This is a genomic window from Kitasatospora sp. NPDC001603, from assembly GCF_040298365.1.
In the GTDB taxonomy this organism is placed as follows: Bacteria; Actinomycetota; Actinomycetes; order Streptomycetales; family Streptomycetaceae; genus Kitasatospora.
On record NZ_JBEPAA010000105.1, the window covers coordinates 1 to 25072 of the forward strand.

Sequence of the window (25072 nt, forward strand, 5' to 3'; positions counted from 1 at the left end):
GGTGCCGGCCCTGCGGGCGATCTACAGCGCGCCGACCGAGCAGGCCGCCGAACTGGCTCTGGACGAGCTGGCCGCCTCCGAGCTGGGCGAACGCTACCCGGCCGTGGTCCGCACCTGGCGGGCGGCCTGGAGCGAGTTCACGCCCTACCTCGCGTTCCCGCCCGCGATAAGGACGGTCGTCTACTCGACGAACATGGTCGAGTCGATCAACTCCCGCTTGCGCAAGGCCACCCGCAACCGTGGCCACTTCCCCTCCGAACAGGCCGCGTTGAAGGTGCTCTACCTCGCGGTGCGGGAGCAGATCGCCCCCAGGGCACACGACATCAACCACGTCGCCGCACACTGGAAGGAGGCGCTGAACCAGTTCTCACTATTCTTCGAGGACCGGCTCAGCATCCGATAACCACAAAGGACTTACACAAGATCGCTTACACGCCCGCGGCGCTCAGTACTTGACGCCGTCGCGCCCGAGGAAGACCACGCGCGCGGCGGTGTCGAGCGCGATGCCGACGTTGCGGACGGCCGTGGTCAGCGGGGAGCGGCGGTGTCCGGGGCCGACCGCGGCGGTGGCCCCGGCCGGGCGGGCGGGGGCGGACTTCTGGGACGGCACTCGCGGCGCCGTGATGTGTACGGTGCTCATGTGTTCCACGGTAGTTTCCGCCCGCCCGAAGCACATCACCCCAAAGGCCGTACCGGGCAGGACGTAGGTCGTCCTCCAGGTGTACGCAGGCCCTGAGGGCCCCGGAGGGGGGAACGGGGTGGAACCCCGAGGCCGCCGGGTCTAGGATCACTCGTCTGCCCCCTCCCGAACCGTGGTACCTGCTGAGTCGCGCAGGCAGCCGGGGGAGGCGCCGACCGCACGGATGGGCCCCTCCTGCCCGTCGCCGGGCAAGGAGGGACGGTCGGCTGTATCCACCGTGAGCTCCAACGATCCGCTGCGCCCGCCTCCGGGGCAGCCGGGAAGGTTCGCTGTGCCCGCCACCCCCACCACCGACCCCCTCCAGCGCGAACGCGACCACCTGGCCGCCTCCCGGGCCGCGCTTCGTGCGATGCGCGAGGACGTCGAGTCCCTGGACATCAGCGACGTGACCGGCACCTGGGTCACCGCCGTCGTGCTCCAGAACCAGATCGAGGCCCGGATCGCCGCCCTGGCCGACCTCTCGCACACCCCGCTGTTCTTCGGCCGCCTCGACTACCTGCACGCGATCAGCGAGGACCTCTCCGAGGGTTCCGGCGGCGAGAACTTCTACATCGGCCGCCGCCACGTCCACGACCACGACGGCGACCCGATGGTGATCGACTGGCGCGCGCCGGTCTCCCAGCCGTTCTACCGGGCCAGCCGCACCGCACCGATGGACGTCGAGCGCCGCCGCCGCTTCGGCTACACCGGCGGCGAGCTGACCGCCTACGAGGACGAGCACCTCACCGACCCGGCCGAGACGGACACCTCCTCCGCGCTGCTCGCCGCCGAGATCGAGAAGCCCCGCGTCGGCCCGATGCGCGACATCGTCGCCACCATCCAGCCCGAGCAGGACGAGATCGTCCGCGCCGACATCACCGGCACGGTCTGCGTCCAGGGCGCCCCCGGCACCGGGAAGACCGCCGTCGGCCTGCACCGCGTGGCCTACCTGCTGTACGCGCACCGCGAGCGGCTCGCCCGCACGGGCACCCTGGTGATCGGCCCCAACAACGCCTTCCTCTCCTACATCGAGCAGGTGCTGCCCGCCCTCGGCGAGCTGGAGGTGGCCCAGGCCACCGTGCAGCAGCTGGTGGCGCACGTGGAGGTGCGCGGCGAGGACACCGCCGAGGCGGCCCGGCTGAAGGGCGACGCCCGGATGGCCGAGGTGCTGCGCCGGGCCGTGCGTTCGGGCATCACCGCGCCCACCGAGCCCTGCGTGGTGGTCCGCGGCTCCCGCCGCTGGCGCGTGCCGGTGTACGAGCTCGCCGAGATCGTCGAGGAGCTGACCGCCCGCGACATCCGCTACGGCGCGGCCCGGGAGGCCCTGCCCCAGCGGATCGCGCACGCCGTGCTGCTGAAGATGGAGCAGGGCGGCGAGGCGCCGGACGACCGGGTGCAGGACGCGGTGGCCCGCAACGCGGCGGTCAAGGCGACGGTCAAGGAGTGCTGGCCGCCGGTCGATCCGGCCAGGCTGGTGCACCGGCTGCTCTCCGACCCGGAGTTCCTGGCGCGGTGCGCGGAGGGCGTCCTCACCCCCGAGGAGCAGCGCACGGTGCTCTGGTCCAAGCCCGGCCGCTCGGTGCGGACCGCCCGCTGGACGCCGGCCGACGCCGTCCTGGTGGACGAGGCCACCGACCTGGTCCAGCGCACGCCCTCGCTCGGCCACGTGGTGCTGGACGAGGCCCAGGACCTCTCCCCGATGCAGTACCGCGCCGTCGGCCGCCGCTGCACCACCGGCTCGGCGACCGTCCTCGGCGACCTCGCCCAGGGCACCACCCCCTGGGCGACGGCGAGCTGGCCGGACGCGCTGCACCACCTGGGCAAGCCGGCCGCCCACATCGAGGAGCTGACCAAGGGCTTCCGCGTCCCCGAGGAGGTCATCGCCTACGCCTCCCGGCTGCTGCCCGCGATCGCCCCCGGTCTCGCCCCCGCGACGTCCGTGCGCGCGGCGCCCGGCTCGCTGACGATCACCCGCGTCCCGGCCGACGGGCTGGAGAAGGCGGTCGTCGAGGCCTGCCACCGGGCCCTGGAGCACGAGGGCTCGACCGGTCTGATCGCCGCCGACGCGCGCGTCCCGCTGCTCGCCGCGGCACTGACGGCGGCCGGCCTGCCGTTCCTCTCCCCCGGCGCCGAGACCAGCGCCGAGGCCCGGCTGACCCTCGTCCCGGCCTCGCTGGCCAAGGGTCTGGAGTACGACTACGTGGTGCTGGACGAGCCGGCCGCAGTGGTCGCCGGCGAGCCGGACGAGCGGACCGGCCTGCGCCGCCTGTACGTGGCGCTGACCCGTGCCGTCTCCGGGCTGACGGTGCTGCACGCCGAGCCGCTGCCGGACCGGCTGGGCTGACCGCGCCGGGCCCGGGACGCGCGAAGGGGACCGGCGGATACCGCCGGTCCCCTTCGCGCGTCGAGTCGCGGACCGCCGATCGCTCAGCTGTCGGCGCTCTCACGCTCAGCCATCGATCAGGGACCGCCACTCGGCGACCTTGGAGGCGTCCACGGGGGACTGCCACCCGGCGACCCGCACCGCTCCGCCGACGTGGAAGCCGTCGAAGCCCGCCGCCCGCAAACCGGGCAGGTGTTCGGCCCGCAGGCCGCCGCCGATCAGGATCCGCTGCCCGTACCCCGGCTCGCCGGCCCTGGCCAGCTCGGCCAGCAGCACCTCCCGGCCCGCGTCCACCCCGGCCACCGCGCCCGAGGTGAGGTAGGTGTCCAGCCCGGGCAGCGCGCCGAGGGCCGCCCGGAGGGCGGTCCGGTCGGCGCTGTGGTCGATCGCCCGGTGGAACGTCCAGCGGCAGCCCGCCACCGCGTCGGCGACGGCCTCGGTGGCGGCGAGGTCGACGGCGCCGTCGGCCGTCAGGAAGCCGAAGACGAACTCGTCGGCGCCCTCGGCCCGCAGCGCGGCGGCCCGGGCCACCAGCTCGTCCAGGTCGCCCGGCGCGAAGCCGTCCCGGACGCGCAGCATGACGCGCAGCGGCAGCTCCACGGCGGCCCGGATCTTGGCGAAGTCCTCGACCGACGGGGTGAGCCCGTCGGCGGCCATGTCCGTGACCAGTTCGAGCCGGTCGGCGCCGCCCGACTCGGCGGCCTGGGCGTCCTGGGGCGTCAGCGCGATGACTTCGAAAATTGGTCTAGACATATCAGACAGCCTGCCACATCGCGAGGCGCCCGGCGAGGCCCGTACGGCCGATCGGTCACAGAGCCGAGCGGCGCAGACCCTCGATGCCCCGCCAGCCGATCCCGGCCACCGCCACGAACGCCGCGCCGACCGCGCCGACCCCCAACAGGTTCCAGATCCCACCGGCCGACTCCCAGAGGCTGAACAGGCTGAACGAGAGGGTCAGCGGCAGCACCGCCAGCCCGATCGCCGCCGGCACCAGCCAACCGCGCGCCGCGGCGCACACCAGCAGCAGCGGAACCACCAGCAGCAGGGCGGCCCACGGGTCGTTCATCAGGTATCGGGTGTCCCAGCCGCCCTGGGCGCTGACCACCAGCAGACCCCCGACCGCGCCCAGCGGCACCAGGGCCGCGGTCCGCCAGGTCGGCCGGCCCAGCAGGTCCCCCGGCGCGGCGAGCACCAGCAGACCGGACAGCACGAACGGCAGCGCGGAGGTGGAGCTGTAGGAGAACCACCACCAGTCGACGAACTCCACACTCAGGACGGAGTCGGCCAGGTTCAGCAGCCCGGCACCGATCACCGCGACCGACAGGACCCGGGCCGCCGTCCAGTGCCCCAGCACCGCGGCCACCGCCAGCAGCAGCGAGGCCACCGGCAGCGCGAACACGGTCAGCGCCAGCAGGACCGAGGAGTGCGCCCCCTGGATCCGCCAGGCGACCAGGTCGGGGTCGCTGACCCACGGGTAGAGGGCGGCCCCCGCAGCGGTGCCGGCCACCAGCGGAACCGCCAGCGCCAGCAGCCGCCCGGCCGCCGAGGCCGAGGTCAGCCGGGCGCGCATCCGCAGGCCGTAGGCGGCGAGGTCCAGCGCCTCCCGCAGCAGGGTGGGCCGGTCCGCCTCCGCCGTGGTGTCGGCGAAGACCGCGGCCAGCTCCTCGCCGCGCTCGCGGCGGTAGCGGGCCGGGTAGAGCTGGAGCGCCGCCCGCAGGGCGACCGGCCGGTCGATGGTCTGCATGCTCACGCGAAGACCCCCCTGACCATCGAGAGCACGGCGGAGAGCCGGCGCTCGGCCTCGGAGGCGACGGCCCGCAGCCGCCCCGCCTCGGCCGCCAGCGCGCCGCGGCCGGCCGGCGTCAGCGCGTAGCTGCGCCGGGCCCGGCCGTCCACGACCTCCTCGGCGGCGACCTCGATCAGGCCCTGCTGGAGCAGCCGGTCGAGCGCGCCGTAGAGGGTGCCGGTGCGCATCTTCACCCGGCCGTCGGAGATCGCGGCGACCTCCTGGATGAGCGCGTAGCCGTGTCTGGGCGCGTCGGCCAGCGCGGTGAGCAGAAGCAGCGTCGGCTCCTGCATGGCTCGTTCTGTCATAGGACTACATATATCGTCAAACTACATATGCGTCCAGTGGACCCGCCGGACTCCGCCCGTGCCGCGACCGGCACCCGCCAGAATGAGCCCATGCCGAACCAGCCCGCCGCCCCCGTCCCGGCCGACCTGCTCGCCGACTGGACCGCCCTGCTGCGCCGCTGCGGCGCCGCCGCCGACCCCGCGCCGTACGGCCGCGACCTGCTGGGCCGCTGGGCCGAACCGCAGCGCCACTACCACACCACCGCCCACCTGCGGGCAGTGCTCGGCCACGTGGACGTGCTCGCCGCGCACGCCGGGGACCCGGACACCGTCCGGCTGGCCGCCTGGTTCCACGACGCCTTCTACCGCCCGGACCGCTCCGAGAACGAGGAGCGCAGCGCCGCCCTCGCCGTCCGGGCGCTCACCGAGGCGGGCCTGTCCGGGCCGCGGACCGCCGAGGTGGCCCGTCTGGTCCGGCTCACCGTCTCGCACCGCCCCGAGCCCGGCGACCGGGACGGCGAGGTGCTCTGCGACGCGGACCTCGCCGTCCTCGGCGGCGACCCGCGGGCGTACGCCGCCTACGCGGCCGCGGTGCGCGAGGAGTACGCCTTCGTCCCGGAGCCGGACTTCCGCGCCGGGCGGGCCGACATCCTGCGCCGGCTCCTGGCCCTGCCCGCGCTCTACCGCACGCCCCTCGCCCGCGAGCGCTTCGACGCCGCCGCCCGGGCCAACCTGGCGGCCGAACTCGACCGGCTCGAAGGCTGACGCGCCGACTCGATGACTCACTGAGCGGCCGGGTCCGCCCAGGACGCGCGAAGGCCCGGCCCGGCGCACGGAGCGCCGGAACCGGGCCGGGGCAGGATCAGCCGCCGAGCCGGCCGACGGGCGCCACCACCGCCCCCGCCTTGCCGCAGACCCAGTGCGGCTCCGGCCCCAGCTCGGGCTCGACGCCCAGCGCGTGCGGGTCCCCGTCGGCCGCGCACGAGGTGCAGAGCGGCCAGCGGCCGTAGGCCTCCAGCAGTGCGTCCTGGACGTCCTGGGCGACCAGCCCGAGCACGTACTCGGCGCCGTCCGGCCACTGCTCCAGCCACCACCGGCGGTGCGTCACGGCGTCCTCGACCAGCGACACCACGGCGGCGTCCGCCACGTCCCGCGCGGTCAGGTCGGCCAGGATCAGCGCCCGCGCGTTGTGCAGGGCGGTCTCGATGTCATCAGCGGTGGCAGCCATCCGTCCATTGTCCCAAAACGGCGCCGGACACAACGCCGCACGGGCGGCTCCCCGAGGGGAACCGCCCGTGCGATCGGGAAACGACCGATCCCGGAGGGGATCAGAAGTCCATGTCACCGCCCGGCATGCCGCCGCCGGCGGCCGCGGCGGCCTTCTCCGGCTTGTCGGCGATGACGGCCTCGGTGGTGAGGAAGAGCGCCGCGATGGAGGCGGCGTTCTGCAGCGCGGAACGGGTGACCTTCGCCGGGTCGATGATGCCCTCGGCGATGAGGTCGACGTAGGTGTTGGTGGCGGCGTTCAGGCCGTGACCGGCGGGGAGGTTGCGCACCTTCTCCACCACGACACCGCCCTCAAGGCCGGCGTTGGTCGCGATCTGCTTGATCGGGGCCTCCAGCGCCACGCGGACGATGTTGGCACCGGTGGCCTCGTCGCCCTCCAGCTCCAGCTTGTCGAACGCGACACCGGCCTGCAGCAGCGCGACGCCACCACCGGCGACGATGCCCTCCTCGACGGCGGCCTTCGCGTTGCGGACGGCGTCCTCGATGCGGTGCTTGCGCTCCTTGAGCTCCACCTCGGTGGCCGCGCCGGCCTTGATGACGGCCACGCCGCCGGCCAGCTTGGCGAGGCGCTCCTGGAGCTTCTCGCGGTCGTAGTCCGAGTCGCTGTTCTCGATCTCGGCACGGATCTGGTTCACGCGGCCGGCGACCTGGTCGCTGTCGCCGCCACCGTCGACGATGGTGGTCTCGTCCTTGGTGATGACCACCTTGCGGGCGGTGCCCAGCAGGTCGACGCCGGCGTTCTCCAGCTTGAGGCCGACCTCCTCGGAGATCACGGTGCCACCGGTGAGGATGGCGATGTCGCCGAGCATGGCCTTGCGGCGGTCGCCGAAGCCCGGGGCCTTGACGGCGACGGACTTGAAGGTGCCGCGGATCTTGTTCACGACCAGGGTCGACAGGGCCTCGCCCTCGACGTCCTCGGCGATGATGACGAGCGGCTTGCCGCTCTGCATGACCTTCTCCAGCAGCGGGAGCAGGTCCTTGACCGAGCCGATCTTGGAGTTGGCGATGAGGATGTACGGGTCCTCGAACGCCGCCTCCATCCGCTCCAGGTCGGTGGCGAAGTAGGCGGAGATGTAGCCCTTGTCGAAGCGCATGCCCTCGGTGAGCTCGAGCTCCAGACCGAAGGTGTTGCTCTCCTCGACGGTGATGACGCCTTCCTTGCCGACCTTGTCCATGGCCTCGGCGATGAGCTCGCCGATCTGGGTGTCGGCGGCCGAGATGGAGGCGGTGGAGGCGATCTGCTCCTTGGTCTCCACGTCCTTGGCCTGGGCCAGCAGCTGGTCCGAGACGGCCTGGACGGCCTTCTCGATACCGCGCTTCAGGGCCATCGGGTTGGCGCCGGCGGCGACGTTGCGCAGACCCTCGCGAACGAGCGCCTGGGCCAGCACGGTGGCGGTGGTGGTGCCGTCACCCGCGACGTCGTCGGTCTTCTTGGCGACCTCCTTGACGAGCTCCGCGCCGATCTTCTCGTAGGGGTCCTCGAGCTCGATCTCCTTGGCGATGGAGACACCGTCGTTGGTGATCGTGGGGGCGCCCCACTTCTTCTCCAGCACGACGTTGCGGCCCTTGGGGCCGAGCGTGACCTTCACCGCGTCGGCGAGCTGGTTCATGCCACGCTCAAGGCCGCGGCGAGCTTCCTCATCAAAGGCGATGATCTTGGCCATCAGAAGTGGTCCTCCGGGACACGGTCGACTGCTCGGACCAAGGGGTGCCCGCGACGGACGGCCCTGGTGTGCGGGGGTCCTTTCCCCTACCGCTCCCGGGGGCCTCACCGACCCAGTCCGCTGTCACTCTCACACTGTGAGTGCTAACGCCAATGATTAGCACTCCGGGTAGGCGAGTGCAAGCCCAATCGCCCAACCCGCGAGCCGCGTCCGCCCCCTGCGGCCGCCGTCGGCGAGCCCCCGACGGGCCGCCGCCGGGCCGCCGCCGGGGTGCCCGGCACCCCCGCGCCGGACGCCGCGCGGGCCCCCGCCGGACATGCCGACGGGCCCGTACGACATGTGTCGTACGGGCCCGTCGTGAAGCAAGAGGTGCACCAGCCGAATGGGCCGAGCCGAACTCCTGGGGTCGGAAAGGTCAGACCGCGGCGCGGACCATGTCCGCCTGCGGGCCCTTCTGCCCCTGAGAGATCTCGAACTCGACCCGCTGGCCCTCCTCAAGGGTGCGGTAGCCGTCCATCTGGATCGCGCTGTAGTGGACGAAGACGTCCGCACCACCGTCGACCGCGATGAAGCCGTAGCCCTTCTCCGCGTTGAACCACTTGACGGTGCCCTGAGCCATTCCGAACTCCCCTAGTGCTGTGCTGGCCCTTCACGCGCCCGCAGGTCGCGGGCCCGGGTCTGGTTTGAGGCCGGCCCGGGGAACCCCCCCTGGGCGCAGCCGTGCACGCCACAATCGTCCGCGGAGACCACCGGAAGGCCTCCGGTGAGCGGGTGATTGCGTCGACCGCGGCTGAATGTATCCGGATCGACGCCCTCTGCAACAGGGTCAACCGCTGGGAATTCCCTAGGTCCGCCAGGGGACAGGCCAGACCAAAGCGGGAGGAAATCGGCATTTCACGCCGGACATAGCGGACGAATTACTCAAATGCCTTCGAGAATTCTGACATCGGCCTGACATGTTTCACGGTCACGGCCCCGGCGCCGGTCTCAGCGGCCGGACAGACACCGGCGGTACGGGCGCGGACGGAGTTCGAGTACCAGCACGAGGGGGGTGGGGCGGCCCTCTTCCCGGACGAGCCACACTCTACTCCCCCGGACCGCGAAATATTCCCGCCGGAATGCGGCGGGCCGCCCGCGCGTACGGGGATCGGAATTCCGTACGCACGGGCGGCCCGGTCGAAAACGGGTCGGCCGGTGAAAGGCCTGGTCGGAAAGGGGCGGATCAGCAGCCGCCGGCCACCGCGGGAATGATCGAAACGCTCGCGCCGTCCTTGATCTCGGTGGCCAGGCCCTCGGCGAACCGGACGTCGTCGTCGTTGACGTAGACGTTGACGAACCGGCGCAGCTTGCCGGCGTCGTCCAGGATCCGGGCGGCGATCCCGGCGTGGTTCCGCTCCAGGTCGGCGATGACGTCGCCCAGGGTGGCGCCCTCGGCGGCCACCTCGGCGGCGCCGCCGGTGTAGGTGCGCAGGATGGTCGGGATGCGGACGGTGGCGCTCATGGGGGATCTCCTCGGGCGGTGCGGCCGGGCGGCCGGTACGGGCTGCGGGGGCTGCGGACGGGTCAGGCGGACGCGAGGCCGGCGTCGCGGAACGAGGCCAGCGTCGGGCGGATGACGGTGGTCATCCCGGAGTCGGAGACGGCGTCCAGCGTCTTCAGGCCGTCACCGGTGTTGATCGCGACGGTCTCCTTGGCCGGATCCAGCTGTGCGGTCTCGACCAGCTTCTTCAGCACGCCGACGGTCACCCCGCCCGCGGTCTCGGCGAAGATGCCCTCGGTCCGGGCCAGCAGCTTGATCGCGGCGACCACCTCGGCGTCGGTGACGTCCTCGACCGCCCCGCCGGTGCGCCGGGCGATGTCCAGCACGTAGGGGCCGTCGGCCGGGTTGCCGATCGCCAGCGACTTGGCGATGGTGTCCGGCTTGACCGGCCGGATCACGTCCTGGCCGGCCTTGAAGGCCGCCGACACCGGCGAGCAGCCCGCCGCCTGGGCGCCGAAGATCCGGTAGGGCCGGTCCTCGACCAGGCCCAGCTTGATCAGCTCCTGCAGGCCCTTGTCGATCTTCGTCAGCTGCGAGCCCGAGGCGATCGGGATGACGATCTGCTCCGGCAGCCGCCAGCCGAGCTGCTCGCAGATCTCGTACGCCAGCGTCTTGGAGCCCTCGCCGTAGTACGGGCGCAGGTTGACGTTGACGAAGCCCCAGCCCTCACCGGCCGGGTCGCCGATCAGCTCCGAGCAGAAGCGGTTCACGTCGTCGTAGTTGCCCTCGATGCCGACCAGCTCGCCACCGTAGACACCGGCCATGACGACCTTGCCCTGCTCCAGGTCGTGCGGGATGAACACGCAGGACTTGAACCCGGCCCGGGCCGCCGCCGCGCCCACCGCGCCGGCCAGGTTGCCGGTCGAGGAGCAGGAGAGGGTCGTGAAGCGGAACGCGCGGGCCGCCTCGATCGCGCAGGCGACCACCCGGTCCTTGAAGGAGTGCGTCGGGTTGCCGGAGTCGTCCTTGACGTGCAGCTGGGCGGTGAACCCGAGCTCGCGGCCCAGGTTGTCCGCCTTCACCAGCGGGGTCCACCCCGGGTTGAGGTTCGGCTTGTCGGCCACGTCGGCCGGGACGGGCAGCAGCGGGGCGTAGCGCCAGATCGACGCCGGACCGGCCTCGATCCGCTTGCGGAGCTCCTCCGCGCCCTCGCTCCCGAAGTCGTAGGCGATCTCCAGCGGCCCGAAGCACTCCAGGCAGGCGAAGCTGGGACCGAGCGGGAACCGGGTACCGCACTCCCGACAGGACAGTGCGACGGCGGGACCGAGATCAACGGTCGCGGGGGCGGCTGCGGCGGTGTCGATAGCCATGATGGCGGAGGCCTCTCTCCTCATCTTCCCCGTGACGCGGGCGCGCCACAGGCCGGAATTGGCACCTGTCCCGCCGGGGCCGGAGGCCTGCCGTGCGAGAAGGTTGCCGGGACGTCAACGGGCCGTTCCCTCAGTCCCTCTGGATGAGCTCTGTGAAGTTGTGGTCCTGCTCAGCGGCGACCCCGGCGTGCGAAGGTCCGATCGCTGTACGAAGACTGTATCCGAAGGCGTCAACCCTGAACGGGACCGTCCGCCACGCGAGATGCCCCGTCCCACCCCGACCCGTCGAGGAGAGTTCCGTGCCCGCCGAACCGACACCCGCGCTCCTCCCGAAGGCGGCGTCCTGGCTGCGCCGCCGCTCCTGGAGCGCGGCCGACCGCCCGGTGGGCGCCCTGCTGGAGGCCAAGCGGGCGGCGGGTCGGGCCGGCACCGTCAGCGTGGTGCTGCCCGCCCTGGACGAGGAGGCCACCGTCGGCGACATCGTCCGCACCGTGCGCCGCGAGCTGATGGAGCGCCTGCCCCTCGTCGACGAACTCGTCGTCGTCGACTCCGGCTCCGTCGACGGCACCGCCGCCGCGGCCGCCGAGGCCGGCGCCCGGGTCGTCCACCGCGACGACATCCTGCCCCGACTGCCCGCCTCCCCCGGCAAGGGCGAGGTGCTCTGGCGCTCGCTGCTGGTCACCAGCGGCGAGATCGTCTGCTTCGTCGACGCCGACCTGCGCTCCTTCGACCCCGCCTTCGTCTCCGGCATCATCGGCCCGCTGCTCACCGAGCCGGACATCCAGCTGGTCAAGGCCATGTACGACCGGCCGCTCGAAGTGACGAACGGCTCCGGCTCCGGCGACGCCGCCGTGGTCCCCTCCGGCGGCGGACGGGTCACCGAGCTGGTCGCCCGCCCCCTGCTCAACCTGCACTGGCCGGAACTCGCCGGTTTCGTCCAGCCGCTCGGCGGCGAGTACGCGGCCCGCCGCTCGCTGCTCGAACGGCTGCCGTTCCCCACCGGCTACGGCGTCGAGCTCGGCCTCCTGGTGGACGCCCTGGAGCTCGCCGGCCTGGACGCCCTCGCCCAGGTGGACGTCGGCGTACGCCACCACCGCCACCAGGACAGCCAGGCACTCGGCCGGATGGCCGCCACCATCTACCGCACCGCCCTGGAACGCCTGGACCGGACCCACCGGCTGAAGGCCTCCGCCGACCTGGTCCATCCGCTGCTCACCCAGTTCACCCGGGACCCGCGCACCGCGGCCGGGCCCCCGGCCGGCGGCGCCGCCATCTTCACCCCGCACACCCATGCGATCACGGCGGAGGAACGGCCCCCGATGCACACCGTCCCGGAGTACGCCGCCCACCACGGCCACCAGGCCTGACGCCGGACGGGGGTTTGCCGACCCGGGCCCACGGCAACGTACCAACCATGGGCGATCTCACGACCGAACGTTCGAGTGCGACCGGTTCCGCCACCGTACTGGTGGCCTCCAACCGGGGACCGGTGTCATTCAGTACCGCGGCCGACGGCACCCTGAGCCTGCGCCGGGGCGGCGGCGGGCTGGTGTCCGGACTCTCCGCGATCGACGACCCGCATGCCGTCTGGGTCTGCGCGGCGCTCGGCGACGCCGACCGCCGGGCCGCCCGGGAGGCACCCGACGGCCGCCTCGACCGGGCCGGCCACGACGTCGGCGGACAGGCCGTCCGGATGCTGGACATAGACCCGGAGACCTTCGCGGCCGCCTACAACGGCGTCGCCAACTCCACCCTCTGGTTCGTCCACCACCTGCTCTACGCCACCCCGACGGCCCCCTCCTTCGGCGCGGAGTTCCGCTCCGAATGGCAGTCCTACCGCGCCTACAACGCCGCCTTCGCCGAGGCCCTCGCCGCCGAGGCCGCGCCCGGGGCCGCGGTACTGATCCAGGACTACCACCTCTCGCTGGCCCCGGCCCTGCTCCGGACCGCCCGCCCCGACCTGCGCATCGGCCACTTCTCGCACACCCCGTGGGCCCCGCCCGAGTACTTCCGGCTGCTGCCGGACGACGTCGCCGAGAGCGTCCTGACCGGCATCCTCGGCGCCGACCGGGCCGCCTTCCTCACCCGCCGCTGGGCCCTCGCCTTCGCCGACTGCTGCGCGGACGTCCTCGGCGCGGACGTCGACCGCGAGGCCCTCACCGTGACGCACGCGGGCCGCACCACCCGGCTCGGCGTGCACGCCCTCGGGGCCGACGCCGACTTCCTGCGCGAGCGGTCCCACCGCCCGGACGTCGACGAGCGGCTCGCCACCCTGCGCGAGGCGGTCGGCGGGCGGCGCACGGTCGTCCGGGTCGACCGCACCGAGCTGAGCAAGAACATCGTCCGCGGCTTCCAGGCCTACCGGCACCTGCTCCGCACCCGCCCCGAGTGGCTGGACAGCGTGGTGCACATCGCGTTCGCCTACCCCTCGCGCACCGACCTCGCCGAGTACCGCGCCTACACCGCCGAGGTCGAGCGGCTCGCCGCCGAGATCAACGCGGAGTTCGGCACCGCCGACTGGCAGCCGCTGATCCTGCACGTCAACGACGACTTCCCGCGCTCCCTCGCGGCCTACCGGCTGGCCGACGTCGCCCTGGTGAACCCGATCCGCGACGGCATGAACCTGGTCGCCAAGGAGGTACCGGTGGTCTCCGACCGCGGCTGCGCCCTGGTGCTCTCCCGCGAGGCCGGCGCCCACGCGGAGCTGGCCGACGACGCCCTGTGCGTCAACCCGTACGACGTCATCGCCACCGCGGAGGCCCTGCACACGGCGCTCACCATGCCCGAGGACGAGCGGGCCGATCGGACCAAGCGCCTCGCCGCCGCCTCGACGGCGCTGCCGCCGCAGCAGTGGTTCCTCGACCAGCTGACGGCGCTGGACTGACCGCCGCCGTGCCGGCCGGCGGCCCGACCGCCGGCCGGCACGGCCGACTCTAGGAGCCCTGGGCCCGTTCTCCGAGCGCCGCTCCCAGCGCCGTCAGCAGCCCGACCACGCCGGCCGGGCCGGCGACCACCAGGTCCGCCCGGTCGGCGAGCTCCCGCACCGGCGCGTCGCCGTCGACCGTGCCGCTGCACACCAGCAGGCCGGCCAGCCCCTCGCCGCGCAGCTTCTCCACGGCCGCGAAGGCCGCCACGTCTCCCAGGTCGTCCCCCGCGTAGAGCACCGCCCGGGCGCCCCGCTCGCGCAGGAACCCGGTCAGCGCGGCGCCCTTGTCCACCCCCGGCGGCCGCAGCTCCAGCACCAGCCGGCCCGGCTCCACCACCAGCCCGTGCTCGGCGGCCAGCGCCTCCACCGGGGCGCGCAGCAGCTCGAACGCCTCCTCCGGCGCCTCCGTCCGCCGGGTGTGGACGGCCAGCGAGCGCCCCTTGTCCTCCACCCACGTCCCGGCCGGCGCTCCGACCCGCGCCAGTACGCCGTCCAGCGCGGCGCGCGCCCGTGCCACTCCCGGGTGCGCCGGCGGCGCCGTCAGCTCGCCGCCCTCCCAGCGCTCGGCCCCGTAGTGCCCGAGCACCACCACGCCGTCGACGCCGCCGAACCCGCCGTACTCCACCGCCAGGGCGGCCGGCCGGCCGGTCACCACCACGATCGCGCCGACCCGGGGCGCCAGCTCCGCCAGCGCGTCCGCCGCCCCGGGATGTGCCCGCGCCCGGCTCGGATCCGCCACGATCGGCGCCAGCGTCCCGTCGAAGTCGAGCGCCACCACCGCCTCCCGGGGCGCCCGGAGGATCGCCTCCAGCCCCGCCCGTCCGGCCTCGTTCCCCGGCTCCGCCATCTCCTCAAGACCCATGTCCTCAAGACCCATGTCCGGAACCTACCCAGCCTTCCGGGCCCGACCCGCCCCCGGCCCCGGGAACGCCCCGGCAGCCCGAGCCGCCCGGGACCACCCGGGCTACCGGGCCGCGCGCCGTGCCTCCCGCACCCGCCGCAGCCGGTTCACCAGCACCGGCGCGTGCGCCAGCGCCGCCGGCCGGTCCAGCAGGGCGTTCAGCAGCTGGTAGTAGCGCGTGCTGGAGAGCCCCAGCTCCTCGCGGATCGCCCGCTCCTTGGCCCCGGCCGTCCGCCACTGCCGCCCCTCGAGCTCCAGCACCGCCGTGTCCCGCTCGTCGAGCCCGTCCGTCCCCGCACCCATCCGCGACCCACCTCCGTCCAGCACTACGGAGTGTCATTCTCCCCCGGCGAGGCGACACACCTTGCGCCCCCGCCGGCGTCCCCGCCCGGGCTAGCGTCACCCCCATGACGCCCAGCTTCGCCGTGCACATCCCGACCGCCGAGCTCGAACCCGACCCGCTCGACCCGGCCCAGATCGTCTCCGGCACCCCCGAGGTCTCCGGCCGCGTGCTCTCCGAGTCCCCCGACGGCCGCCAGCTGCGCGGCATCTGGCAGATCACCCCCGGCGTGGTCACCGACGTCGAGGCCGACGAGATGTTCGTGGTGCTCAGCGGCCGGGCCACCGTCGAGATCGACGGCGGCCCGATCCTGGAGGTCGGTCCGGGCGACTGCGCCGTCCTGCGGGCCGGCGACCGCACCACGTGGACGGTCCACGAGACCCTCCGCAAGGCCTACGCCATCACCCTCTGACGTCCGCACCCGCCGCCCGGCCCGGGATCCGTCACTTGCGGACCCGGGCCGCCTCCTTCACCGCGGACTCCTGGAGCCCCTCCAGCACCTGCTTGGCGTCGCCCGTCACGGCGCCGCCGATGCCCGCCTTGATCCGGTTGCTGACGTCCGCCCAGGCCGGGTCCCCGAAGGGGTAGAAGCTCGCGTTGGTCAGCCCGGCCGCGAACTGCTTGAGGTCCTCGTGCCTCCCGTCCTTGGTCACCGCGGTGAAGGCGTCCTGGGTGACCGGCAGCAGGTTGTACGTCTCGTCGAACTTGAGCTGGTTGTCCTTGGCGTACACGAAGCTGAGGAACTTGCGGATCTCGTTGCGGTGCCCGTTCGCCTTGAACGCCATCATCCAGTCGGCCACCCCGAGGCTGCCGGTCTTCGCCAGCCCGTCCTTCTTCGGGATCGGCGCCGTGCCGAAGTCGATCTTGCCCTTGGCCGCCATCCGCAGCAGCGTCGGGTGCCCGTTGAGCATCGCGACCTTCCCGGCCGCGAAGTCGGTGAACATCGGCGTGCGGTTGGTCTTCCCGGGATCGGGGTTGGTCAGCTTGGTGTCGACCAGGTTGGTGCGCAGCCAGGTGAAGGTGGCCTGGTTCTCCGTGCTGTCGATGGTGTAGTTGCCGACGTCGTCGGAGAGGCTGCCGCCACCGCTCAGCGTCCACAGCATCGACTCGGCCGGGGCCTCCTCGGGGCCGAGCGGCAGCCCGTACGGGGTGACCCCCGGCACCTTGGCCTTGATCTTCTCGGCGGCCTGCCGGAGCTCGTTCCAGGTGGCCGGCGGCTGGGTGATCCCGGCCTTCTGGAAGACCGCCTTGTTGTAGAACAGCACCCGGGAGGAGGAGACGAACGGGATGCCGTACTGCGTCCCGAGCACCTGGCCGGCGTGCGCGAACGACTCCATGATGTTGGCCTGGGTCTCCAGCGAGAGGACGTCACCCGCCGGGTACAGCCGGTTCGCCACCGCCTGGTCGGCGAAGCCGCCGGTCTGCAGCAGGTCGGGCGACTTGCCGGCGGCCACCAGGTCGTCGACCCGCTTGCCGATGTCGGTCCAGCTCGTCACCTCGACGTCGATCCGGATGTCCGGGTTGGCGGCCTCGAAGCGGCGGGCGACGTCGTCCCAGTACAGCTTGGAGCTGGTGGCCGCGTCCTCGCCGTAGTCGGCCGCCACCAGCTTGAGGGTGACGGTCTTGTCGTCCTGGCCGCCGCAGCCGGTGAGCAGCAGCGCTCCGGCCAGCGCGGTGCCGAGCAGCCGGGTGGGGGCCTGGGCGCGCCTGATCAACGCGGGTACCGCCTTCGGGGGGTGAAAGGAAGCGGGGGGCCGGAGGGGGGAATCCGGCGGAGGGGAGGCGGCAACCCTGCCAAATGCGGTGCACAGTGGTCCACACCTGTGGGCCGTCCCCGCCGGGTAGTTATCGAAGTGCGGAGGTCATTGCACGATGCGCAATGAATCGGCGTGAAAACCGCCCTCTCCGGGCGGGCGCAAAGTGCCGCACACCACGTGGTTCTGCGACAAAGCTCACCTACTTTGGACCAGACCAATCCAACAACTGGACTAGACCTCTCCGACCCAGCCAAGGGAAACTGTCCTCCGTGAAGCACGTCATCGCACTCGATGTAGGCGGCACCGGCATGAAGGCCGCGCTGCTCGCCCAGGACGGCTCCGTGCTGTTCGAGGCACGCCGACCGACCGGGCGGGAGCACGGCACTGATGCCGTCGTCGCCGCCATCCTCGACTTCGCCGCCGACCTGGCGGACGAAGGTCGCAGCCGCTTCGGCGTCGCCCCGCTGGCGGCGGGCGTCGCCGTCCCGGGGACGATCGACGAGAAGAACGGCATCGCGGTCTTCTCCGCCAACCTCGGCTGGCGGGACCTCCCGATGCGCGACCTGCTGGGCGCGCGCCTGGCCGGGGCGGGCGGCACCGCGATGCCGGTCGCGCTCGGCCACGACGTGCGCTCCGGCGGGCTCGCCGAGGGCCGCCTCGGCGCCGGGCGGGGTGTGGAGCGCTTCCTGTTCGTCGCGCTGGGCACCGGGATCGCCGGCGCCATCGGCATCGGCGGCCGGATCGAGGCCGGCGCCCACGGCTACGGCGGCGAGATCGGCCACGTCGTGGTCCGCCCGGGCGGGCCGCGGTGCGGCTGCGGCGCCCGGGGCTGCCTGGAGACCCTCGCCTCCGCCTCCGCCGTCTCCCGGGCCTGGGCCGCGGCCAGCGGGGACCCCGACGCCGACGCGGCATCCTGCGCCGTCGCGGTGGACGCCGGGGACCCCCGCGCGGTCGCGGTCTGGCAGCACGCGGTGGACGCCCTCGCCGACGGCATCGTGCTCGCCCAGAGCCTGCTCGACCCGTCCACGGTGATCGTCGGCGGCGGCCTCGCCGAGGCCGGCGACACCCTCTTCACGCCCCTGCGCGCGGCGGTCTCCGAGCGGCTGACCTTCCAGATGCCCCCCGAGGTCGTACCCGCCATGCTCAAAGACACCGCCGCGTCCCTGGGCGCCGGCCTGCTCGCCTGGGATCTGCTCTCCATGGAGGTGACCGCGTGACCACCGCGCGAATCGAATCGGCGGGCCTGCCCGCGGGCATCGCCCTGGCCGGCGCCCGGCTGGTCCTGCCGGGCGGTGTCGTCCAGGGCGACCGGCTCACGGTCGAGGGCGACCGGATCGCCGGCATCACGGGCGGCGCGGCGCGGCCGGGCGATCTCGACCTGACCGGGTACACCGTCGTCCCCGGCTTCGTGGACCTGCACGTCCACGGCGGCGGTGGCGCCTCCTACGCCTCCGGGATCGCCGAGGAGGCCCTGCGGGCCGCCCGCGTCCACCTCGAACACGGCACCACCACCACGGTCGCCTCCACCGTCACCGGCGAGATCGACGAGGTCGCCCGCCAGGCCGGCGTGCTGTCCGAACTCGTCGAGGACGGCGTCCTGGCCGGCATCCACTTCGAGGGCCCGTTCATCTCCCACAACCGCTGCGGCGCGCACCGCCCCGACCTGCTGCGCGACCCGGACCCGGCGCTGGTCCGCAAGCTCGTCGACGCGGCCCGCGGCCACGCCAAGATGGTCACCCTCGCCCCCGAGCTGCCCGGCGGCCTGGAGTCGGTGCGGATGCTCGCCGACCTCGGCGTGATCGCCGCCGTCGGCCACACCGACTCGGACTACGCCAAGACCCTCGAAGCCGTCGACGCCGGCGCCACGGTCGCGACCCACCTGTTCAACGCCATGCCCGGCATCGCCCACCGCGCCCCGGGCCCGATCGTGGCGCTGCTGGAGGACGAGCGGGTCACCGTCGAGCTGATCAACGACGGCGTGCACCTGCACCCGTCCGTCCTCGACCTCGCCTACCGCACGGCCGGCGCCTCCCGGGTCGCGCTGATCACCGACGCCATGGGCGCCGCCGGGATGGGCGACGGCCTCTACCCCCTCGGCCCGCTCCAGGTCGAGGTCAAGGACGGTGTCGCGCGGCTGGTCGAGGGCGGCGCGATCGCCGGCTCGACCCTCACCCTGGACGTCGCGTTCAAGCGCTCCGTCACCGTCAACGGCCTCTCCCTGGCCGAGACCGTCGAATCGCTCAGCACCGTCCCGGCCCGCCTGCTCGGTCTCGCCGACTCGACCGGCTCGCTGGAGGCCGGCAAGAACGCCGACCTCGTCGTCCTCGACTCCGACGGCTACGACCTCGTCGCCGTCATGCGCCGGGGCGAGTGGATCACCGGCGGCGACACCTTCGCCGCCGTGCGGCCCGCCTGACACCGGACGCGCGACGGCCGCCCGCTCCCCCTCGGGAACGGGCGGCCGTTTCGCGTCCGCGCGCCGGTCAGCCGCCGTACGGCTCGACGGTCAGCTGGTCGATCAGCACCGGGCCGCCGCTCGGGTTCATGATGGCGACGGTGTTCGAGCCCGCCTGGAACTGCGGGAGTATGAACGTGGTGTACCAGGAGGACGCCGGGTCCTTGCCGGGCGAGTAGTTCTTGAGCGACAGCCCGCTCGGCCAGTCCTTGCCGTTGACCGCGGCCGAGGCCTTCACGTCGCTGCCCGCGTTGTTGAAGTGCACGGTCAGCTTGTACGTGCCGGCCGTGGCGATGTCGCCGGTCCAGCTCACGGTCGCACCCGGCTGGAGGGTCAGGTAGCTGCCGTCCGCCGACTTGGCGCCCTTGACGGTGTTGCCGGACGGGGCGTTCTGGCCCTGCAGCTGGCCCGCGTCGACGGTGGCCGGACCCGAGGTGGCGGTGGCGCCGGGCGAGGCCGTGCCGGAGGCGGACGGGCCGGCGGTGGTGGCGCTCGGGGCCGGCGGGGCGGTGGTCTGGGTGCCGCTCTTTCCGCTCTTGCCGCCGTCCGGGTCGCCGGTGGAGAGCGCTATGCCCGCGCCGATCGCGATGGCCGCGACCACCGCCACCGCGCCGATCACCGCGCCCTTGCTCCTCCCGCTGCTCGCCCGCTCCTCACCCGGCTGCGGCCGGGAGCGCTCGGCGTACCGGGTCTGCTGGGTGGGCGCGTCGCCGCCGTACTCCAGGTGCTGCGCGGGCTGGTGCGGCACGGGCGGCTGGTGCTGCGTGGGCGCACCGCCGTACTCGGCCTGCTGCGGCGGGTACGGCTGCCCCTGCGGGTAGCCCTGCTGCGGCGGGTACGGCTGCTGGCGCTGCTGCCCGTACTGCGCACGGCCGACCTCCATCGGCCGGTTGTACGACGTACGGGGTACGCCCTGCTGCGGCTCGGCCGGCTGCGCGGCGCCGCCGCCGGCCGGACGGTAGAGGTAGCCGAAGGGATCGTCGTCCTGGGGGGCACCGCCCTCCGGGCCCTCGGGCACTCCGTTGCTGCCGGCGGTCGTCACGGTGGTCAACTCCCCATCGCGGTGGCGCCGCCGGACTTCCCCGCCGTCGGCGCACGTGGTGGTCGCTCGTACCCGGGAACCCTACCTGCCGCAGCCGATCCGCCGAAAAGACCCCTTGACAACCTGCGAGTAGCTTTCACCTCACCGCCACGGGACACCGGGCGCCCGGGCCGCCGTCCGGGCCTAACCCGCCCGGCGGTGGGAGCGTTCGCCCCGGGCCCCGCGCACCGCGCCGCCCCGGGCCCGCTTCTCGTCGTACATCCGCTCGTCGGCGGTGTGCAGCACCTCCTCGATGCTCATCCCGCAGCCGGCCCAGCCGACGCCGAGGCTGACCCCGACCCGCATCCCGCGGCCGTCGATCCGCATCGGCGGGATGATCGCGTTGCGCAGCCGGTGGGCGAGGTCCTTGGCCTCCTCGCGGCCGATGCCGTCGGCCAGCACCACGAACTCGTCGCCGCCGAGGCGCGCCACCGTGTCGCCCTCCCGGACGGCCTGGCTCAGCCGGCGGGCGACCTCGACCAGCACCGCGTCGCCCGCGTTGTGGCCGAACCGGTCGTTGATCGACTTGAAGCCGTCGAGGTCGCAGAAGAGCACCGCGAGCCCCTTGTCCGCCGCGGCCGCGCCGCCCGACCGGAACGGGCCCGACCAGACGTCCCCGCCCGGGCCGTGGTCGGCGGGGACCACCGCGTGCTCGTGCTCGCCGTAGCCGGCGGCCGCCACCGGGTAGCCGTCGGGCAGCCCGTAGCCGTGCGTCCCGCCGGTCCGCGGGTCGGCCCCGTCCAGCCCCTCGTAGGCGGCGTGGGCGCTGTAGGAGTCGACGGCGTAGCCGCTGTACGCCGGCGAGTACGCCCCCTCGCCCTGTCCGGCCGGGTGTCCGGCGACGGCGCCGACCGTCTGCGGTTCGTTGCAGAGCCGCCGACCCAGCCGGGCCTTCAGCTCGGCACCGTTCGGCAGCCCGGTGAGCGCGTCGTGGCTGGCCCGGTGGGCGAGCTGGAGCTCGTGGCGCTTGCGGTCCTCGATGTCCTCGACGTGGGTGAGCAGGAAGCTCGGGCCCTCGGCCGCGTCCGCGACGATCGAGTTGCGCAGGCACACCCACTGGTATCCGCCGTCCCGGCGGGACAGCCGCAGCTCGGCCCGGCCGCTCTCGGCACTGGTGCGCTCCAGCAGGGCCCTGTCGTCGGGGTGGACGAGGTCGGCGAAGCTCTGCTGGCGCAGCACCGCGCGGGGGCGGCCGAGCAGTCGACAGAGCGCGTCGTTGACCCTGGTCAGCTGGCCGCGCCCGGCGCCGTGCAGCTCGGTGATGGCCATCCCGCTGGGCGCGTACTCGAAGGCCTGGCGGAAGCTCTCCTCGCTGGCCCGCAGGGCCTGCTGCTCCTTCTCCAGGCGGGCCAGCGCGCGCTGCATCTCGGCCCGCAGCCGGGCGTTGCCGATCGCGATGGAGGCCTGCAGCGAGAACATCTCCAGCGCCTCGCGGGTCCAGGCCCCGGGTCGCTTGCCGCTGCGCGGGCGGTCCACCGAGAGCACGCCGAGCAGGTCGCCGCCGGCGCTGTACATCGGGGCGAGCAGCCCGTCCGCGGGGTGCCAGTCGTTGGCGTAGACGGGCATCGGGCCGTCACCGATCCAGCGCGGGATGTCGCTGGCCACGGCCCAGCCGCGGTCGTAGGGCAGGAAGCGCAGGGTGCCCCAGTGGTCGCTGACGCCGAGCAGCCGGTCCCAGGACTCGCGCGAGCCGACCTGGCCCAGCAGGACGGAGGGGCCGCCCATGGCGCTCTCCTCCAGCTCCCAGACGGCCGCCACCACGAGGTCGCCGTCCGGACGGACCAGGCTGACCGCCGCGGCGTCGAATCCGAGCCCGTGGACCGCACCCTCGACCACAGCCTGCAGCGTGCCCGCCAGGCTGCGGGCAGCGTTGAGGTCCGCCACGACCCGGTGCAAGGTGCGGAGGGTCGCGAGGCGGACGTACGGCTCCGACTCGGCTTCCATGCGGGGGCTCCCCGGCTGCTTCGGATAGTTCTTGAATGGTTATCGTCCGATTGCCAGAAGAACTGAATCACAGGGAGCACAGCGTTCGGCACGCTCGGTCAGCAATAGGCCACCACTTGTGACTTAAATCACACGACACTTATGCGCCCTTAATCAGCTCATCCGCCCCATAACGGGACATAAGGCTTTATAGGAACATTTCTGGTGGTCGGCCGCATTGCCTGTGCACTGAAGCCGCCTGCCGCCCGGCAGTCCCTCCACTTCACCCCTGAGGGTGAGCCTCGGCGCGGAACGTAACCTCTGCGCCGATGGTCCTACGACCACGGCCCGATGCCGTTTCGCGCGGCCGCCGACTACCGTGCGGTACGTGTACTCGGCTCCGCAGCCCGAAGCTGCCTCCCAAGCGACGCCCGACGAGTTCCGGGCGGCCCTCTCCCAGCTCGCCTCCGGCGTGAGCCTGGTGACCGTCCACGACCCGGAGGACGGCGAGGACGTCGGCATGACCGCCACGTCCTTCCTCTCCGTCTCGCTGGAACCGCCGCTGGTGCTGATCTCCGTCCGCGAGGACTCCCGGATGGACGAGGTGCTCTCCCGCGCCGACACCTGGGCGGTCTCCCTGCTCGCCGAGGAGCAGAAGGCGCTCGGCTCGCGGTTCGCCATGAAGGGCCGGCTCAGCGACCGGCTGCTGTTCGCCGACGCCCCGCACCACCGGGGCCGGCGCAGCGGAGCACCGCTGATCGACGGCGCGCTCGCCACCGTGGAGTGCCGCACCGAGCAGCGGATAGCCGCCGGCGACCACACCCTGCTGCTCGGCCGCGTCCTGGAGGCCGCGGTACCGAACGCCGGCGGCCGCCCGCTGCTCTACTTCCACGGCGGCTACCGGCAGCTCGGCTGACCGCGGCCGACGCGCTACTCGCCCTTCGGCGAGCGCCGGCCCTGCTTCAGCTCGGCGCGGTGCCGCTTGTTGGTCAGCCGCCGCTCCACCATGCCCCGGCTGGGCTTCGTCGCCCGGCGGGCCTTCGGCGGCGGTGCGGTGGCCTCCCCCAGCAGGGACGCCAGCCGGGCCGCGGCGACCTCGCGGTTGCGCCACTGCGAGCGGTGCTCCGACGCGCGCACCACGAGCACCCGCCCGTCCACCAGCCGCCCGGCCAGCCGCTCCAGGGCGCGCTGCTTCCACACCTCGGGCAGCGCCGCGGAGGCGGCCAGGTCGTAGCGCAGCTCGACCTGGGTGTCGGAGGTGTTGACGTGCTGGCCACCGGGGCCGGAGGAACGGGAGAAGCGCCAGACGAGCTCGGCGTCGGGGACGACCACCGATCCCCGGACGCGAATGGGCTCGGGCATGCGCCCATCATCCCGTGCCCCGCGCCCCCGGTCACGCGGTTATCCGGTCACCCGGTCATCCGGGACCGCCCGCAGCCCCGACAATGGCGTACGTGATCGAGCTCGGCTACTCCCTCTCCAACCGCTTCCCCGACCCCCCGCAGACCGACTACCGCAGCGCCTCGGTGCACGCCCTGCGGTACGACCTCTTCTGCGGCGACGTCTACCTGGACGCCGACGGCACGGAACTCTCCACCGCCTGGGGCTGGGTGCCGGTGCTGGACTTCGCCTGGGCGCTCTGCGACATCGTCGAGGAGCTGGACCGGGACCCGGACGGCGGCCGCGCCGCCCGGGTGCAGGCCTGCGACCTCGACTTCACCCAGAACACCGAGCTGCTGCGGTTCGCCCGCCGGTTCAACTGGGTCGAGGTGAGCGCCACCTGGCTGCCGGACGAGGCGCCCGCGGTGGTCCGCCACGGCGACCTGCGCCGCGAGGCCCGGGATTTCCTCCAGGACACGCTGGCCGATCTCTTCGACATGCACCCCGAGCTGGCCGACAATCCGAACATCTGGTCACTTCAGGGCCGCTTCCGCCGAATCTGAGCGAGCTCGGCCCCGGCCATTGCCCACCGGTCATCCGCTCCGAAGAATGTGTGCCGCGCGGCGTGGAACCAAGTCCACGGTCTCCCGCGTTATCCCGGCAAAGCAACGAAGGGACAGCAAACACCATGCCAGTGAGCCTCTCCAAGGGTGGCAACGTCTCGCTGACCAAGGAGGCCCCCGGCCTGTCCGCGGTCACCGTCGGTCTCGGCTGGGACGTCCGGACCACGACGGGCGCCGAGTTCGACCTCGACGCCAGCGCGATCGTGCTGAACGCCGACGGCAAGGTGCTGTCCAACAGCCACTTCGTCTTCTTCAACAACACCAGCACCCCGGACAGCACCGTCGTCCACACCGGTGACAACCGCACCGGCGAGGGCGCCGGCGACGACGAGGCGATCAACGTCAACCTCGCCGGCCTGCCGGCCGAGGCCGTCAAGATCACCTTCCCGGTCTCGATCTACGACGCGGTCGCCCGCTCGCAGAACTTCGGCCAGGTCCGCAACGCCTACATCCGCGTGATCAACGCGGCCGGCGGTGCCGAGATCGCCCGCTACGACCTCTCCGAGGACGCCGCCACCGAGACCGCCATGATCTTCGGCGAGCTCTACCGCAACGGTGCCGAGTGGAAGTTCCGCGCCGTCGGCCAGGGCTACGCCTCCGGCCTCGCGGGCATCGCCCAGGACTTCGGCGTCCAGCTCTGACGCCACGCTGAAGCGCCCGGCCTCCATCTCGGAGGCCGGGCGCTTCGCCGTTCCCGCGCCGCGCGCCACCCCGGAGGTGCGTGTTCCTCAGAGCACACCACTGAACAAC

Annotated in this window: 26 protein-coding genes and 1 riboswitch; of the genes, 11 read left to right on the forward strand and 15 right to left on the reverse strand. The window is 73.1% G+C overall.

Going from position 1 to position 25072, the window contains the following annotated elements:
- Positions 1-403 (forward strand): transposase (locus tag ABT263_RS35590; protein ID WP_352297288.1); only part of this gene is annotated, 403 nt, incomplete at its 5' end.
- Positions 404-445: 42 nt separating this feature from the next.
- Here the strand turns inward: ABT263_RS35590 and ABT263_RS35595 are convergent.
- Positions 446-640 carry a hypothetical protein gene (locus tag ABT263_RS35595; RefSeq protein ID WP_329489156.1) on the reverse strand — a complete coding sequence of 65 codons (195 nt, stop codon included), beginning with the start codon at positions 638-640 and terminating at the stop codon, positions 446-448.
- Positions 641-863: 223 nt separating this feature from the next.
- Between ABT263_RS35595 and ABT263_RS35600 the strand changes: the two genes are divergently transcribed.
- Positions 864-3023 (forward strand): HelD family protein, encoded by a 2160-nt coding sequence (locus tag ABT263_RS35600; RefSeq protein WP_502885917.1) that lies wholly within the window; start codon positions 864-866, stop codon positions 3021-3023.
- A 105-nt stretch (positions 3024-3128) separates the two neighbouring features.
- Here ABT263_RS35600 and ABT263_RS35605 read toward each other — a convergent pair whose 3' ends face one another.
- Genes ABT263_RS35605 through ABT263_RS35615 form a run of 3 tightly spaced genes read right to left on the reverse strand, consistent with a single transcriptional unit; the run spans position 3129 to position 5156 of the window.
- On the reverse strand, positions 3129-3815 hold the full coding sequence (locus ABT263_RS35605) for a copper homeostasis protein CutC (protein ID WP_352297294.1): 687 nt from the start codon (positions 3813-3815) through the stop codon (positions 3129-3131).
- A 55-nt stretch (positions 3816-3870) separates the two neighbouring features.
- Positions 3871-4812, reverse strand: coding sequence for a hypothetical protein (locus tag ABT263_RS35610; RefSeq protein ID WP_352297297.1), 942 nt, complete (start codon positions 4810-4812; stop codon positions 3871-3873).
- Complete coding sequence (locus ABT263_RS35615; RefSeq protein ID WP_352297299.1) at positions 4809-5156, reverse strand: PadR family transcriptional regulator; 348 nt, start codon at positions 5154-5156, stop codon at positions 4809-4811. Before ABT263_RS35615 ends, ABT263_RS35610 begins: the two co-directional genes overlap by 4 nt.
- 90 nt (positions 5157-5246) lie before the next feature.
- Between ABT263_RS35615 and ABT263_RS35620 the strand changes: the two genes are divergently transcribed.
- Entirely contained in the window at positions 5247-5900 is a 654-nt protein-coding gene (locus ABT263_RS35620; protein ID WP_352297301.1) for an HD domain-containing protein, read from the forward strand.
- Between the two features lie 97 nt (positions 5901-5997).
- Here ABT263_RS35620 and ABT263_RS35625 read toward each other — a convergent pair whose 3' ends face one another.
- From ABT263_RS35625 to thrC, 5 genes are all read right to left on the reverse strand, one after another.
- Positions 5998-6363, reverse strand: a complete 366-nt coding sequence (locus tag ABT263_RS35625; protein ID WP_352297304.1) for a DUF8819 family protein — start codon at positions 6361-6363, stop codon at positions 5998-6000.
- A gap of 100 nt (positions 6364-6463) precedes the next feature.
- Positions 6464-8086, reverse strand: coding sequence for a chaperonin GroEL (gene groL / locus ABT263_RS35630; RefSeq protein WP_352297307.1), 1623 nt, complete (start codon positions 8084-8086; stop codon positions 6464-6466).
- A gap of 415 nt (positions 8087-8501) precedes the next feature.
- The gene (locus ABT263_RS35635; protein ID WP_030289665.1) at positions 8502-8705 is read right to left on the reverse strand and encodes a cold-shock protein; all 204 of its coding nucleotides are present in this window, start codon (positions 8703-8705) and stop codon (positions 8502-8504) included.
- Between the two features lie 603 nt (positions 8706-9308).
- Positions 9309-9587: a ubiquitin-like small modifier protein 1 gene (locus tag ABT263_RS35640; RefSeq protein ID WP_329489148.1), complete on the reverse strand. Its 279-nt coding sequence runs from the start codon at positions 9585-9587 to the stop codon at positions 9309-9311.
- Between the two features lie 62 nt (positions 9588-9649).
- A complete protein-coding gene (gene thrC, locus ABT263_RS35645; protein ID WP_352297309.1) occupies positions 9650-10936 on the reverse strand; it encodes a threonine synthase in 1287 nt (428 codons plus the stop codon).
- A 17-nt stretch (positions 10937-10953) separates the two neighbouring features.
- Positions 10954-11086, reverse strand: a riboswitch (SAM riboswitch).
- Positions 11087-11235: 149 nt separating this feature from the next.
- On the opposite strand from thrC, the gene ABT263_RS35650 reads away from it, so the two are divergent.
- Both ABT263_RS35650 and ABT263_RS35655 read left to right on the forward strand, forming a co-directional pair.
- A complete protein-coding gene (locus ABT263_RS35650) occupies positions 11236-12303 on the forward strand; it encodes a glucosyl-3-phosphoglycerate synthase (protein WP_352297312.1) in 1068 nt (355 codons plus the stop codon).
- A gap of 47 nt (positions 12304-12350) precedes the next feature.
- Complete coding sequence (locus tag ABT263_RS35655; RefSeq protein ID WP_352297314.1) at positions 12351-13820, forward strand: alpha,alpha-trehalose-phosphate synthase (UDP-forming); 1470 nt, start codon at positions 12351-12353, stop codon at positions 13818-13820.
- A gap of 49 nt (positions 13821-13869) precedes the next feature.
- Here the strand turns inward: ABT263_RS35655 and otsB are convergent, their stop codons facing one another.
- Positions 13870-14739, reverse strand: coding sequence for a trehalose-phosphatase (gene otsB, locus ABT263_RS35660; protein WP_352297316.1), 870 nt, complete (start codon positions 14737-14739; stop codon positions 13870-13872).
- An 87-nt stretch (positions 14740-14826) separates the two neighbouring features.
- Entirely contained in the window at positions 14827-15066 is a 240-nt protein-coding gene (locus tag ABT263_RS35665; RefSeq protein WP_329489143.1) for a DUF3263 domain-containing protein, read from the reverse strand.
- A 104-nt stretch (positions 15067-15170) separates the two neighbouring features.
- Here ABT263_RS35665 and ABT263_RS35670 point away from each other — a divergent pair, with 104 nt between their 5' ends.
- The gene (locus ABT263_RS35670; protein ID WP_352297319.1) at positions 15171-15515 is read left to right on the forward strand and encodes a cupin domain-containing protein; all 345 of its coding nucleotides are present in this window, start codon (positions 15171-15173) and stop codon (positions 15513-15515) included.
- A 31-nt stretch (positions 15516-15546) separates the two neighbouring features.
- Here ABT263_RS35670 and ABT263_RS35675 read toward each other — a convergent pair whose 3' ends face one another.
- Positions 15547-16818: an extracellular solute-binding protein gene (locus ABT263_RS35675; RefSeq protein ID WP_329489141.1), complete on the reverse strand. Its 1272-nt coding sequence runs from the start codon at positions 16816-16818 to the stop codon at positions 15547-15549.
- A gap of 311 nt (positions 16819-17129) precedes the next feature.
- Between ABT263_RS35675 and ABT263_RS35680 the strand changes: the two genes are divergently transcribed.
- Entirely contained in the window at positions 17130-18077 is a 948-nt protein-coding gene (locus ABT263_RS35680; RefSeq protein WP_352297321.1) for an ROK family protein, read from the forward strand.
- Complete coding sequence (gene nagA, locus ABT263_RS35685; RefSeq protein WP_352297324.1) at positions 18074-19276, forward strand: N-acetylglucosamine-6-phosphate deacetylase; 1203 nt, start codon at positions 18074-18076, stop codon at positions 19274-19276. The genes ABT263_RS35680 and nagA overlap by 4 nt, the downstream gene beginning before the upstream one ends.
- A 67-nt stretch (positions 19277-19343) precedes the next feature.
- Here the strand turns inward: nagA and ABT263_RS35690 are convergent, their stop codons facing one another.
- Both ABT263_RS35690 and ABT263_RS35695 read right to left on the reverse strand, forming a co-directional pair.
- Complete coding sequence (locus ABT263_RS35690) at positions 19344-20366, reverse strand: carbohydrate-binding protein (RefSeq protein ID WP_329489138.1); 1023 nt, start codon at positions 20364-20366, stop codon at positions 19344-19346.
- A 174-nt stretch (positions 20367-20540) separates the two neighbouring features.
- Positions 20541-22340, reverse strand: a complete 1800-nt coding sequence (locus ABT263_RS35695; RefSeq protein ID WP_352297327.1) for a GGDEF domain-containing protein — start codon at positions 22338-22340, stop codon at positions 20541-20543.
- 367 nt (positions 22341-22707) lie between these two features.
- On the opposite strand from ABT263_RS35695, the gene ABT263_RS35700 reads away from it, so the two are divergent.
- Entirely contained in the window at positions 22708-23235 is a 528-nt protein-coding gene (locus ABT263_RS35700) for a flavin reductase family protein (RefSeq protein ID WP_329489136.1), read from the forward strand.
- A 14-nt stretch (positions 23236-23249) separates the two neighbouring features.
- Here ABT263_RS35700 and arfB read toward each other — a convergent pair whose 3' ends face one another.
- Positions 23250-23681 (reverse strand): alternative ribosome rescue aminoacyl-tRNA hydrolase ArfB, encoded by a 432-nt coding sequence (gene arfB, locus ABT263_RS35705; RefSeq protein ID WP_329489135.1) that lies wholly within the window; start codon positions 23679-23681, stop codon positions 23250-23252.
- Positions 23682-23764: 83 nt separating this feature from the next.
- Here arfB and ABT263_RS35710 point away from each other — a divergent pair, with 83 nt between their 5' ends.
- Together ABT263_RS35710 and ABT263_RS35715 are read left to right on the forward strand one after the other, a co-directional pair.
- Positions 23765-24262, forward strand: coding sequence for a hypothetical protein (locus ABT263_RS35710; protein WP_380393001.1), 498 nt, complete (start codon positions 23765-23767; stop codon positions 24260-24262).
- Between the two features lie 125 nt (positions 24263-24387).
- Positions 24388-24963, forward strand: coding sequence for a TerD family protein (locus tag ABT263_RS35715; RefSeq protein WP_329489133.1), 576 nt, complete (start codon positions 24388-24390; stop codon positions 24961-24963).
- Positions 24964-25072 lie beyond the last annotated feature (109 nt).

What these genes read in the sequence shown, in the direction of transcription:
- ABT263_RS35595 (WP_329489156.1), bottom strand. Translation starts at nt 640, where the DNA reads ATGAGCACCGTACACATCACGGCGCCGCGAGTGCCGTCCCAGAAGTCC.
- ABT263_RS35600 (WP_502885917.1), top strand. Translation starts at nt 864, where the DNA reads ATGGGCCCCTCCTGCCCGTCGCCGGGCAAGGAGGGACGGTCGGCTGTA.
- ABT263_RS35605 (WP_352297294.1), bottom strand. Translation starts at nt 3,815, where the DNA reads ATGTCTAGACCAATTTTCGAAGTCATCGCGCTGACGCCCCAGGACGCC.
- ABT263_RS35615 (WP_352297299.1), bottom strand. Translation starts at nt 5,156, where the DNA reads ATGACAGAACGAGCCATGCAGGAGCCGACGCTGCTTCTGCTCACCGCG.
- ABT263_RS35620 (WP_352297301.1), top strand. Translation starts at nt 5,247, where the DNA reads ATGCCGAACCAGCCCGCCGCCCCCGTCCCGGCCGACCTGCTCGCCGAC.
- ABT263_RS35625 (WP_352297304.1), bottom strand. Translation starts at nt 6,363, where the DNA reads ATGGCTGCCACCGCTGATGACATCGAGACCGCCCTGCACAACGCGCGG.
- groL (WP_352297307.1), bottom strand. Translation starts at nt 8,086, where the DNA reads ATGGCCAAGATCATCGCCTTTGATGAGGAAGCTCGCCGCGGCCTTGAG.
- ABT263_RS35635 (WP_030289665.1), bottom strand. Translation starts at nt 8,705, where the DNA reads ATGGCTCAGGGCACCGTCAAGTGGTTCAACGCGGAGAAGGGCTACGGC.
- ABT263_RS35640 (WP_329489148.1), bottom strand. Translation starts at nt 9,587, where the DNA reads ATGAGCGCCACCGTCCGCATCCCGACCATCCTGCGCACCTACACCGGC.
- thrC (WP_352297309.1), bottom strand. Translation starts at nt 10,936, where the DNA reads ATGGCTATCGACACCGCCGCAGCCGCCCCCGCGACCGTTGATCTCGGT.
- ABT263_RS35655 (WP_352297314.1), top strand. Translation starts at nt 12,351, where the DNA reads ATGGGCGATCTCACGACCGAACGTTCGAGTGCGACCGGTTCCGCCACC.
- otsB (WP_352297316.1), bottom strand. Translation starts at nt 14,739, where the DNA reads ATGGGTCTTGAGGACATGGGTCTTGAGGAGATGGCGGAGCCGGGGAAC.
- ABT263_RS35665 (WP_329489143.1), bottom strand. Translation starts at nt 15,066, where the DNA reads ATGGGTGCGGGGACGGACGGGCTCGACGAGCGGGACACGGCGGTGCTG.
- ABT263_RS35670 (WP_352297319.1), top strand. Translation starts at nt 15,171, where the DNA reads ATGACGCCCAGCTTCGCCGTGCACATCCCGACCGCCGAGCTCGAACCC.
- ABT263_RS35695 (WP_352297327.1), bottom strand. Translation starts at nt 22,340, where the DNA reads ATGGAAGCCGAGTCGGAGCCGTACGTCCGCCTCGCGACCCTCCGCACC.
- arfB (WP_329489135.1), bottom strand. Translation starts at nt 23,681, where the DNA reads ATGCCCGAGCCCATTCGCGTCCGGGGATCGGTGGTCGTCCCCGACGCC.
- ABT263_RS35710 (WP_380393001.1), top strand. Translation starts at nt 23,765, where the DNA reads ATGGCGTACGTGATCGAGCTCGGCTACTCCCTCTCCAACCGCTTCCCC.
- ABT263_RS35715 (WP_329489133.1), top strand. Translation starts at nt 24,388, where the DNA reads ATGCCAGTGAGCCTCTCCAAGGGTGGCAACGTCTCGCTGACCAAGGAG.